We start from the raw sequence: 12,022 nt of genomic DNA, 5'->3' as shown, positions 1-12,022 counted from the left end.
AAAGTTTACATTTAACAATTTAACAAAAAAAATCAAAAAAGACAATAAAAAAAGACCTTTTACAAAAAGGTCTTTAAATTTTAAAGAAATGTAAGTTGTTAAGCTTAGTTGACTGCTTTTTGCAAATCTGACCCAGCTTTGAACTTTACTACATTTTTAGCAGCGATTTTGATAGTTTTTCCAGTTTGTGGATTTCTACCTTCACGTGCAGCTCTTTTAGATACAGACCAAGATCCAAATCCAACTAAAGAGACACGGTCTCCTTTTTTAAGAGCGCCTTCAACGTTTTCTAGAAAAGACTCAAGAGCTTTTTTTGCTTCTGCTTTAGTTACACCAGCATCTTCTGCCATGGCATCGATTAAATTCGTTTTGTTCATAATGTAAAATTTAGATTTTGTTGATTAAACATTTTATTAACACATTACAAATTTATATGGAAAATATTACTATGCAAGAAAATAGCCATAAAATCCTTGTAGAATGGGCAAAAATCAGGTTTTTGAGCCTTTAAATCTTGATTTTCAAAAATGAGTTCACTTATTTAGACAAAATTATATTCATTTTCCCAACCCATACCATTTACTAATGCTTGAGCCGGCATTCTTTTCTTACCAGGAAATTGTAGCTCTTTTATTAAGATAAGCCCATCTTCTACAGCAACACAAATGCTTTTCTTTTCCTTATCGTAATATGAACTCCCAACTTTATTTGAGCGATGATGAAACTTTGCTTCAACTTTGAGAATTTTGATTTTCAAAATTTCACCATTCATTTCCAATTCAGTCCACGCTGTGGGGAATGGGGTAAGACCTCTTACGAAATTTACGATATCTTGAGCGGATTGTTGCCAGTCTATTTTAGTGTTAGCTTTAGTAAGTTTTGGAGCAGGCTTAAAAGATTTTTCGTGTGTTTGAGAAACAGCTTCAGTTTCGCCATTCTGAATGGATTTTACTGTCTCATGTACCAATTTAGCTCCAAGTACCATCAGTTTGTCGTGGAGGCTTTCAACGTCATCATTAGCTTCAATTGGAATGCGTTTGGAGTCGATAATTTTCCCTGTATCTATTTCTTCATCTATAAAGAAGGTTGTAACCCCCGTTTCCTTTTCTCCATTGATAATTGCCCAATTGATGGGCGCTGCACCTCGATACTTTGGTAATAAAGATGCATGTAGATTAAACGTACCAAATTCTGGATAATCCCAGACCATTTTTGGTAACATCCTAAATGCAACTACTATAATAAGATTGGGATCAAGCCGTTTTAAATCAGCTTGAAATTCTTCAGATTTTAAATTTGTGGGTTGTAAAACTTCAATACTGTGTTTTTCAGCATAAAGCTTCACAGCAGACGAATGAAGTTTCTTTCCCCTTCCTGCAGGTTTGTCTGGAGCCGTTACAACTCCTACGATATTTGGATTAGACTTGACCAAGTGATCCAAAATCCCAACCGCAAAATCCGGAGTTCCCATAAAAAGTATTCTTAATGTATTCATAGAACTATCGTGTAAGTGTTTTTTGTTGTGAGTTTTATTTTATTCTTTTCTAGTAGAAATTGCAATGTCGTAAGCATTGCATGCTTCGGATAATTGCTTTTTTGTATAATTTCTTTTGAATTTAATTCTGACTGATCTAAAAGCTTTAAGACTTGGGTTTCAATTTTTTTGTAATATTTAGAATCTTGGCCTTTTATGGCGTTCATTTTATTATTCAAACAATTACTGCACTTTCCACAAGGACTGAAGTCTTTTTCGCCAAAATAATTTAGGATAAAATTTTGCAAACATTGAGAGTCTGCTTCTATATAATTTAGAACAGTTTTTGCTTTCTCAAGCTTATTTTCTTGATATTGAATTATGTATTTTCTAAGAGGGTTTAAGGTGTAGTTGTCTTCACGTGGAGGAATCAATGTAATGCTAAGGTCTTGTTTGATGAATTCTGCTTCAAGTAAACCATGTTTTTCAAGAGTTTCCAGCTGTGAGTAAATTTCTTTATCACTAAAACCGGTTTTCTTTTTCAAAAGATGAGTATTAACAGTTAATTCTTGTTCAAAAATACCTCCGTAAGTTCTTAATAATGTCCTTACAAGCAGAGCAAATTGCGTGTTGTTATCTATGAAACGAATAAGTCGTTCGCTAGATACTTGAAATTTTAATTTGGTTTTTTTCTGAAAAGACTTGTCTAAACTTAAAATGCTCAACCTGTCCAAAAGATTTAAGGCATTGTATGAAAGTATAGTATGTAATTTGTAGCGAGAACAAAAATCATGGAAATTGAAATCGAAGCTTTTATTTCCGCCCTCACCATAAGCCACCCTAAAGTAACTCATGATCGCTTTATAAACCGCTTGAACAGCTTCAAATGTTGGAATAGTCTTAACAAACTGATTATTTAACCGTTGTTTATCGCTTTCATTATACAAAATGATTGCTTTAGATGGCATCCCATCTCTTCCAGCTCTTCCGGCTTCCTGGTAATAACTTTCCATGCTTTCTGGCAGATGATAATGAACAACTTGCCTTACATTGGCTTTATCGATGCCCATTCCAAAGGCATTTGTAGCAATCATAATGTGCTGTTCTTCTGCAAGCCAAGATGCGAGTCTCTTCTGTTTTTCGGTTTGAGAAATCCCTCCATGAAAAAAAGTAGACTTCAATCCTTTCTTATTTAAAAAATTAGATAATTCCATACAAGCTGATCGATTTCGAACATATACAATAGTACTTGGTTCAGAACTTTGTAATAAGTCAAATAAATCATTCATCTTGTCGTTCGAGAACTCATTCAGAAAAGAAATGTTAGCCCTTTGGAAACTTTCTTCAACAATTGTGGGTTGATCCAGTTCTAGCTCTTCCGCAATATCTTTTTTAACCTGAATTGTTGCGGTAGCGGTAAGTGCTATGACCGGAACTTTAGGGTGTAAATCTCTCAAAATTTGAATTTGACTATAAGCCGGTCTAAAGTCATGTCCCCATTGTGAAATACAATGTACCTCATCTACAGCTATAAAGTTCACATTCATCTTTTTTATACGCTGTTGAACAAGATCTTGCTGAAGCCGTTCTGGAGATAAGTATAGGAATTTATAATTCCCATACACACAATTATCAAGTTTTTGATCTACTTCTCTGTAAGGCATGCCACTTCTCAGGAACTGAGCTTTAATTCCTCTGGATTTGAGATTCTCAACTTGGTCCTGCATTAGCGCAATCAAAGGAGATATTACAATGCAAATCCCATCTTCTAAAAGTGCTGGAACCTGAAAACAAATGGATTTACCTCCACCTGTTGGTAAAAATACACAAGTATCTTTTCCTTCAATAGCAGATTCAATCGCAAGTAATTGTGAAGGTTTAAAACTTTCATATCCCCAGTAGGTTTTTAGTATGTCACGGGGAGAAGTTTTCATCTTGATTTTATAGTATTCAATATAAACTCTATTCTGTCATGAATTCTAGATTTTGGTACTTCTATAAGTTTATAATCGAGGTCTTCATAAGTTTTTATTAAAGCGTCCTGAAGGTTCCTTGCTAGTTCAAGGTCCTCGAAGCGTTCGTTGTCTTGTGTGTAAATCTCATTCCAAACCGGAAATAAAAACACATGGTCATATCTGTAATTTCTATTGGCCTTTACAAATTCGTTTGGATAATCTTCATTGAAATGATCCATATAAGCAGTGACATCTGGAATACCTCTGTCGATAAAAACTTGGTGAGTATTTAGAATCTCAGCTTTTTCAAATTGTTTTATTCTGCCTTTTAAAAGCATTTCACTAAATTTTAATGGCTCATCCAGAAAGAGGTGTTCAATACCAAGTTGTCTTGCTTCCAAAGTGACTTCTCTGGACACCTCTGGAAAACACCAATAGCCCATGTCAGACAAAGCCTCAAGAACGGTTGACTTTCCAGTACTTGGACCACCAATAAGTAAATTTTTAACGGGTTTTAATTTGGTCATAGATTAATGCGACTAGAATTTATAAAAATAGGTAATAACAGTATATTTGCATAAAACAATTGAGCATGAAGTCCGATAAATCTTCTGATGAATTTTACAAAACGCTGCGCAAAAGACTCAAAAAAACGAGCGACTGGCCAGCGCCATATCTCTACAAATTTATAGTTCCCTCATCAGATCAAAAAAATTTAGATCAGCTTATAGCTATATTTGATAATCTTGGAGCTGTTATTTCAACTAAAAAATCTTCAAAAGGCAAATATACCAGCGTTTCTATAAATGTCACCCTCAAATCGCCAGATATTGTTATAGAAAAGTATAAACAAGTCGGTGAAGAAATTGAGAATGTGATTTCTTTATAACCAGAGTAAAATTAATTCCTTATTTTGCAATCCTTACAAAAAAACAAAGACCATTGATAACTTACCTTGAGTATAATTCTGAAAGAAACGAATTAAAGATCCCAGAATACGGAAGACATATCCAAAAGATGGTAGAATATGCCAAAACTATTGAGGATAATGAAAAACGAAACAATACAGCTAAAGGTATTGTTGATGTGATGGGAAACATGAATCCGCACTTAAGAGATGTCCCCGATTTTCAACATAAATTGTGGGATCAGCTTTTCATCATCAGTAATTTTGAGCTGGATGTAGAGTCACCGTTCCCAATGCCTTCTCGAGAAGAGCTATATGCTCGACCAGAGCCATTGCCATATCCACAAAACTTTCCTAAATATAGATTTTACGGTAATAACATCAAACGGATGATTGATGAAGCTATTAAAATTGAGGATGGAGAAATGAAAGATGGTTTGATGTTTAACATCGCCAATCACATGAAAAAATGTTATTTGAACTGGAACAAAGATTCCGTGTCTGATAAAATTATTTTCGATCATTTGAGGGATTTAAGTGAAGGTCAACTCGATTTAAAAAGTGATAACGAAGAGCTTAGTGATGCCAATTCTTTGGTACGCCAAGCCAATAAACGCTCAAAACCACAAAAGAAAAACTTCAAGAACAACAACCGCAATAGAAAACGCAAATACTAAATGGCAACTTTCCAAATAGAAGGAGGTCACCAGTTAAAGGGTGAAATCCAACCTCAAGGCGCAAAAAATGAAGCTTTACAAATTCTTTGCGCAGTTCTACTTACTCCAGACGAAATAAAAATTCATAATATTCCAGACATCAGGGATGTCAATAAATTAATTGAAATTCTTGGAAATCTTGGGGTAAAAATACAAAAGCTTGGCAAGGGTAGTTTCTCATTTAAGTCCGATGAATTAAATCTAGATTATCTGGAAAGTCAGAAGTTTAAAGAGGAGGGAAGTAGTCTTCGAGGTTCTATTATGATTGTAGGTCCACTTTTGGGTCGTTTTGGTAAAGGCTATATTCCTAGACCTGGCGGTGATAAAATTGGAAGAAGACGTTTAGATACTCATTTTGGCGGGTTTATAAAATTGGGTGCAAAATTCAGATACAATAAAGAAGAACGTTTCTATGGCGTAGAAGCTCCGAAAGGTTTAAAAGGTGCAGACATGCTTCTCGAAGAAGCATCGGTAACTGGTACAGCCAATATTTTGATGGCCGCAGTTCTCGCAGAAGGAACTACAACAATTTATAACGCAGCTTGCGAACCTTATATCCAGCAATTGTCCAAAATGCTGGTGTCTATGGGCGCTCAAATTGAAGGAATAGGTTCCAATTTATTGAAGATAAAAGGTGTAGAAGCATTGTCTGGCTGCACTCATAGAGTTCTACCAGATATGGTTGAAATTGGGTCTTGGATCGGACTGGCGGCAATGACCAAAAGCGAAATCACTATCAAGAATGTAAGTTGGGAAAATCTTGGAATTATCCCGGTAACGTTCAGAAAACTTGGAATTCAGTTAGAAAAAAGAGGAGACGATATCTATATTCCTGCGCATACGAACGGTTATGAAGTCGCTTCATTTATAGATGGGTCTATCATGAACATTAGTGATTCGCCATGGCCAGGATTTACACCAGATTTGCTCAGTATCATTTTGGTAGTAGCCACTCAAGCTAGAGGGAGTGTGTTAATTCATCAAAAAATGTTTGAAAGTCGACTTTTTTTCGTTGATAAATTAATCGATATGGGTGCTAAGATCATTCTTTGTGATCCTCACCGGGCGACAGTTATAGGTCACGATTTTGAATCAGAACTCAAAGCGACAACGATGACCAGCCCAGATATAAGAGCTGGTATTTCCCTTTTAATTGCGGCTTTGTCTGCAAAAGGCACCTCCACTATCCACAACATAGAACAGATCGATCGAGGATATGAAGATATCGACGGCAGGCTTAAAGCTATTGGAGCAAAAATAAACCGATATGAGTAGAACAAGCTGCTTGTTAATCTGACATAACTCTTTGAGTAAAAAGATCAATACAAAATGTTGGTCTTTCTTTATCTTTAAACTAGACTAGTTTAATTAAAATCTACAAAGGCTTAGGTTTTAGTATGAATCAAAAACTTTACATTTAGAATTTAAATTTTAGAATTTATGGGTAAATTAAGGTTTTTATGGGAGGAGCTTATGGGAAGCTTTTGGTTTATTCCCATTCTTATTATCTTATTTTCCATCGGATTAGCCTCTATGCTCATCTATTTCGACAGAACTGTGGATATTGAATCTATGGGCATACTCAGAAATATACTCACAGAAAGTGCGGACTCTGCCAGAAGTGTTCTGTCTACAATTTCTGGCGCCATGATAGGCGTTGCCGGAACAGTCTTCTCCATTACTCTGGTTGCTTTAACCTTGGCTTCTTCTCAATTTGGTTCTCGATTACTAAAAAACTTTATGCACGAGCGCCTTAATCAAGTGGTTTTAGGTACCTATGTTTCCACTTATGTCTATTGTCTTATCATATTGAATGTTGTTAAAGATAACGACAATGAAGTCTTTATTCCTACCTTATCTATTCTAGTCGCTATTTTGGCTGCCATTGGCAATATTATTCTGCTCATTGTTTTTATACACCATATTTCCATCAGCATTCAAGCCAGTAAAGTCATTTCTGATATTTCTTCTTCTCTAATGAAAAACATAGAATCTATTTTTTCTGAAGAACTTGATGAGGAAAATCCTACAAGAACTTCTAATACTGAAAGCTTAGACCACTACACCAAGGAATTCCCCCATTCAAAAGAATTAAAGTCCCCCAAAAGTGGATACTTGCAATACCTCTATAACGAATCTCTCTTTAAAGTAGCCAAAAAACATGAGTACATTATCGTTACACTCCACCGTATAGGGAGCTACATTGTTAAGAATCAACCCATCATCACTCTCTATTCCAAAACAGAATTTACCGAGGAGTCTGTTATTAATTTCGAAGATCATATGATTCTTGGTAACTCGAGAACGACACAACGAGATGCTGAACATTCTATCCATCAAATGGTAGAAATTGCTTGTAGAGCCCTCTCTCCGGGAATCAATGATCCCTTTACAGCCATCAGTTGTATCGATAATCTTACCTCCACTTTATGTTATCTCACTGAAGTGAAATTTCCTTCCAAATACAAGTTCGATGAGGAGGACCAACTTAGGTATGTACATGAGCCTTTAACTTATCAAGGTGCTCTGGATGCCGCTTTTTTACAAATTCGTCAATTTTCAAAAGGAAGTCCTTCTGTAGTGATTCGGCTTATGGAAGCGATGATCACTATTTATAACTACACACATCACAGCATTCATAAAAAAGCAGTGAGAGAACATGCCGAGATGATCATGAAAGTAGCTGAAAACTCTTTTGAAGAAAGCCATGATCTAGAAGATATACGCAAGCGAAGTGAAGCTATTCTAGAAAATAGCTAATCCAATTGTCTAATAATCAATATTTAATCTAATAAAACGGGTTCACCAACTGTTTTCCTAGACTTTCTATTCGTGGCTACCCAACCAAACGTAAAATTGAATAAAGGTCCATAACCACTAGGGACACCAAAACCATCGTAATAGCCAAATCCAAATTCTAAGGTTGTATTAAATCCCTTTTCGTTGGTTCTTTGTAACCCGTACAATAAACCAAAAAAAGCAAGCGAGAAATTTTTCTGCCCATCCAAGTTATTGCTAATTTGTAAAGGTTGCCAAAATACACTTCTTGCTGGGGCGATGTAATTAGCAGAATTACCTATTACTTTTTTATTCATATCATAGCGCGTTTTAAAATTATGATAATACCTCACTCGAGTGTGCCAGACGAACCCAAAAGTATATCCTTCTTGGTAATAGGCGAGTCCGGGAGAAAAACTAGTTGAAACACTAACATTCTTAAACAAGCCTAATTCATATCGTATTCCTGGAACAAAAAAATTGAAGGTAACTTGGTGTCGCTCTAAGTTGGGTGTGCCATCCCAACTTTCAATAAATTGTTGCGCTTTGGACGGTAAACTGAAAAGGAAAAATAATCCTAAAGTGATATGGTATTTTTTATGCATGAGTTTTTTATAAAGGATATTTAAAAGTAAGTGAAATTGAATACGTTTTCAGATTTTTTCATAAAATAGTTTACCCTGAATAATCCATGAACTAAAAATTGAAAAAAGAGGTATATAGGGGTCTGATTGATGTTTAATGCCTTTTAGTTTTAAGTCAATAAAATAGTCTAAAGGTCTTTTGTGAAAATTATCATCTCCCTGAATGGATAGGATAGTTAAAAAGTCCTTTGCTCTTAACATGCTAAACCTATTTTGAACAAAACTTCAACTGTCCACAAGCACAGCGAGGTAAACCATTTGCATGAGGCAAACAAAGCACCAGAAAATTATGGATAGCATAAGTATAAAATAGTTTATCGTCTGATTATCAATGTTTTATTTTGACTTGAAATTGCTCATAAGTCTTTATAAAGTTGACAAACGTTAATTAAGGCGGATATATTCCGAATATTCGGAATATATCCTAAATTTGTAGAAAAAGCCTATGTTACATGTGGTCCACCACCACGGGCAGCCTGCCCTTGAAATTTTTCCACCAGATCTCTCCAGAAATCTGGATTTACCCTTTGTAAACCAGGGAATTAGTGCAGGATTTCCCAGTCCTGCAGATGATTTCTTGGACATCAAAATCGATCTGAATCGGGAGTTCATTAAAAACCCTAACTCCACTTTTTATGCCCGCGTCCGAGGACGAAGTATGGTAGGAGCAGGGCTCAACGATGGAGATTTGCTTATTATTGATAAAAGCTTAGAGCCTGAAAATAATAAGATAGCGGTGTGTTTTGTCGATGGAGAATTCACTGTAAAGCGCATCAAAAAAGAAAAAGATACCGTTTGGCTCATCCCAGAAAACGAAGAGTATCCGCCTATAAAGCTTACTGCCGATAACGAGTTTGTAATTTGGGGTATGGTGACAACTGTTATTAAAAACGTAGAGTAATGTTTGGACTAGTCGACTGTAATAATTTCTATGCCTCTTGTGAGCGTGTGTTCAACCCCAATCTGCGTGATAAGCCTGTGGTGATTTTATCCAACAACGATGGCTGTGTTATCGCGAGAAGCAATGAAGCAAAAGCTTTGGGCATCCCGATGGGCGCTCCCACCTATAAGTTTGAAAAAATATTTAAGCAGCATAATATTCAAGTCTTTTCATCCAATTATGCGCTTTATGGGGATATGAGTTCGCGGGTGATGAACATCTTAAGCAACTTTACCCCAGATGTGGAAATCTATAGTATCGATGAGTCGTTTTTAGAATTTACAGGATTTGAAGATTATGATATGCAGGCCTACTGTGAAAAGATAAAATATGTGGTTGAAAAGTCGACTGGTATTCCTATTAGTATTGGGTTAGCGCCCACAAAAGCTTTGAGCAAAATTGCCAATAGAATTGCTAAAAAGTTTTCTGATCGCACCAAAGGCATCTTTATTATGAAAGACGATGCCGCCAGAATAAAAGCTTTAAAATGGTTGAAAATTGAAGATGTTTGGGGAATTGGTCGTCAACATGCCTTACGTCTGAAAAAGCACAATATCCACACGGCTTATGACTTTTCTGAACTACCAGACGAATGGGTAAGAAAACAGATGAGCGTGGTTGGCTTGCGGCTTAAAAAAGAATTGCAAGGTCGCCGAACCCTGGAACTGGAGACACAAGCCAATAAAAAAGCGATTGCGACCACGCGTTCTTTTGACAAGCAGTATAAAGAGTTCGATTATGTGCGTGAGCGCGTGAGTAGCTTTGCTATCAAGTCAGCGGAAAAGTTGCGGAAGCAAGGGAGTTGTTGCCAAATGGTGTATGTGTTTTTAAAAACCAATAAGTTTCGCCAAGACTTGCCGCAGTACCAAAATAGCATTGTAGTACAAACGGGGTATCCCACCAACTCTAGCATAGATTTAGTCAAATTTGCAGTGGAAGGACTTAAGAAAATATACCATCCTGACTTTTATTACAAAAAAGCAGGTGTGATTGTGATGGGACTTGTTCCTGAAAATGAGCGGCAACTCGCTTTTTTCACTGCGGAAAATCCAAAACACAAACAACTGATGCAAAAAATTGACCGGCTTAATGGCGTTTATGGGACAGGCTCAGTGCGTTTTGGAAGTCAAGATTTGGGCAGAGTCTGGAAAATGCGTCGGGAACATTTATCCAAACCTTACACGACAAATCTGGATGAGGTGATTGAAGTAAACTGTAAAAATGATGAAGAAAAAGAAGAAGCCGAATTGAAAGTGAGTGTTTGAAACAATGAGAATAATTAGCAATCGGATCCTTATAAAAATATAAAGATGAGAAAGCAAATAAATCCTCATATTAAGATCAACAGAAGAAAAGATAAGTGAAATAAATTCAAGCCTATGACGTGAATTTATTTCTTTATTTTTGAAAAAATCAAAAGTATGCTTTGTATAAAACATCAATCCACAGACCCGTATTTTAACATTGCTACAGATGAGTATATTTTCAAGCATATTGAAGAAGATTGCTTCATGCTGTGGCGTAATGACAATGCCATAATCGTGGGAAAACATCAGAATACATTAGCAGAAATCAATTATGAGTATGTCAAAGAGAAGGATATAAAAATAGTAAGGCGCCTTTCTGGTGGAGGCGCGGTGTACCACGACTTAGGAAATTTGAATTATAGCTTCACGCGGACGGGTGAAAATTATGAAATGATTGATTTTGAACGTTATACAGAACCTATTATAGAGGTTTTAAAAGAGCTAGGGGTCTATGCAAAATTTGAAGGTCGAAACGATCTGACCATAAATGGGAAGAAATTTTCAGGTAATGCAGAGCATGTCTTCAGAAATAAAGTTTTACATCATGGAACTTTACTTTTTTCATCAGAAATGAAAGATATAAGTGGAGCGCTAAAGGTAAAACCTCTTAAGTATAAAGACAGAGCAACTAAGTCAATTCCAAATAGAGTTACCAATATAAGTGATCATCTTGAAGAAGATATTACAGTAGATCAATTTACAGACAAAGTAATGAATCACATTACAAGTCGCTTTGAAAACGCTAGACTTTACGAGTTTACTGAAGAAGATATTGAAAACATTCGAAAAATAAGAGATGAAAAATACGCTACTTGGGAGTGGAATTATGGTTATTTTCCAAATTATGACTTCAGGCAAGGAGCAAGAACTGAAGGTGGTACTGTCGAAGTAAATATGAATGTTGCTGAAGGTAAAATCAAAAACCTACGAATTACAGGAGACTTTTTTCACATAAAAGATATTTCGAAAATTGAAAAAGCTTTGGAAAATACAAAGCATGAAGAGAGTGAAATAAGAAAAGTATTAAGTCAGTTTGATTTGAAAAATTACTTTGAAAAAGTAACTGAAAATGATTTGGTTTCGATAATGTTTTAAAATAAGTAATTAAATACTGATCTTCATAAAAGGTTATTTACATGTCACGTTTTGTATGAAGCTAACCAAAGTAAAGATATTAACGCTAGGGGAGCAGAGCCCTTAAATCTTCTTAATAAAACAATGGCTAGCGGTATTGAGGGGCAGAGCCCTGACATCTTAGCCTGAAAACAGACAAAAGTAGATCATAGCAATCACCATTTAAA

12 protein-coding genes are annotated in these 12,022 nt (G+C 35.7%); 7 read left to right on the top strand and 5 right to left on the bottom strand.

What is annotated here, in order from left to right; translation table 11 throughout:
- Positions 1–104 precede the first annotated feature (104 nt).
- The 4 genes from LB449_RS06810 to LB449_RS06795 all read right to left on the bottom strand — a co-directional run bounded on the left by LB449_RS06810 (position 105) and on the right by LB449_RS06795 (position 3,956).
- Positions 105–377: an HU family DNA-binding protein gene (locus LB449_RS06810; RefSeq protein WP_003438613.1), complete on the bottom strand. Its 273-nt coding sequence runs from the start codon at positions 375–377 to the stop codon at positions 105–107.
- Positions 378–541: 164 nt separating this feature from the next.
- Entirely contained in the window at positions 542–1,495 is a 954-nt protein-coding gene (gene fmt, locus LB449_RS06805) for a methionyl-tRNA formyltransferase (RefSeq protein ID WP_224454316.1), read from the bottom strand.
- A complete protein-coding gene (locus LB449_RS06800; RefSeq protein ID WP_224454315.1) occupies positions 1,492–3,408 on the bottom strand; it encodes a RecQ family ATP-dependent DNA helicase in 1,917 nt (638 codons plus the stop codon). The genes fmt and LB449_RS06800 overlap by 4 nt, the downstream gene beginning before the upstream one ends.
- Entirely contained in the window at positions 3,405–3,956 is a 552-nt protein-coding gene (locus tag LB449_RS06795; protein WP_224454314.1) for an AAA family ATPase, read from the bottom strand. Before LB449_RS06795 ends, LB449_RS06800 begins: the two co-directional genes overlap by 4 nt.
- Positions 3,957–4,021: 65 nt before the next feature.
- Here LB449_RS06795 and LB449_RS06790 point away from each other — a divergent pair, with 65 nt between their 5' ends.
- The 4 genes from LB449_RS06790 (at position 4,022) to LB449_RS06775 (ending at position 7,812) form a co-directional block, all read left to right on the top strand.
- On the top strand, positions 4,022–4,318 hold the full coding sequence (locus LB449_RS06790) for a DUF493 family protein (protein WP_224454313.1): 297 nt from the start codon (positions 4,022–4,024) through the stop codon (positions 4,316–4,318).
- Positions 4,319–4,371: 53 nt separating this feature from the next.
- Positions 4,372–5,013 carry a DUF4290 domain-containing protein gene (locus LB449_RS06785; RefSeq protein ID WP_224454312.1) on the top strand — a complete coding sequence of 214 codons (642 nt, stop codon included), beginning with the start codon at positions 4,372–4,374 and terminating at the stop codon, positions 5,011–5,013.
- Complete coding sequence (gene murA / locus LB449_RS06780; RefSeq protein ID WP_224454311.1) at positions 5,014–6,327, top strand: UDP-N-acetylglucosamine 1-carboxyvinyltransferase; 1,314 nt, start codon at positions 5,014–5,016, stop codon at positions 6,325–6,327. It abuts the gene before it with no gap.
- 165 nt (positions 6,328–6,492) lie between these two features.
- Positions 6,493–7,812, top strand: coding sequence for a DUF2254 domain-containing protein (locus LB449_RS06775; protein WP_224454310.1), 1,320 nt, complete (start codon positions 6,493–6,495; stop codon positions 7,810–7,812).
- A gap of 23 nt (positions 7,813–7,835) precedes the next feature.
- On the opposite strand, the gene LB449_RS06770 is transcribed toward LB449_RS06775, so the two are convergent.
- Positions 7,836–8,435 (bottom strand): hypothetical protein, encoded by a 600-nt coding sequence (locus LB449_RS06770; RefSeq protein WP_003438632.1) that lies wholly within the window; start codon positions 8,433–8,435, stop codon positions 7,836–7,838.
- A gap of 484 nt (positions 8,436–8,919) precedes the next feature.
- On the opposite strand from LB449_RS06770, the gene LB449_RS06765 reads away from it, so the two are divergent.
- From LB449_RS06765 to LB449_RS06755, 3 genes are all read left to right on the top strand, one after another.
- Entirely contained in the window at positions 8,920–9,375 is a 456-nt protein-coding gene (locus LB449_RS06765) for a LexA family protein (protein ID WP_003438638.1), read from the top strand.
- A complete protein-coding gene (locus LB449_RS06760; RefSeq protein WP_224454309.1) occupies positions 9,375–10,679 on the top strand; it encodes a Y-family DNA polymerase in 1,305 nt (434 codons plus the stop codon). The genes LB449_RS06765 and LB449_RS06760 overlap by 1 nt, the downstream gene beginning before the upstream one ends.
- A gap of 156 nt (positions 10,680–10,835) precedes the next feature.
- On the top strand, positions 10,836–11,816 hold the full coding sequence (locus tag LB449_RS06755; protein ID WP_224454308.1) for a lipoate--protein ligase: 981 nt from the start codon (positions 10,836–10,838) through the stop codon (positions 11,814–11,816).
- Positions 11,817–12,022 lie beyond the last annotated feature (206 nt).

Source organism: Psychroflexus lacisalsi, from assembly GCF_020164495.1.
In the GTDB taxonomy this organism is placed as follows: domain Bacteria; phylum Bacteroidota; class Bacteroidia; order Flavobacteriales; family Flavobacteriaceae; genus Psychroflexus; species Psychroflexus lacisalsi.
Note: the sequence above shows the minus strand (reverse complement) of the source record. Positions and strands in the feature narration are given on the sequence as shown.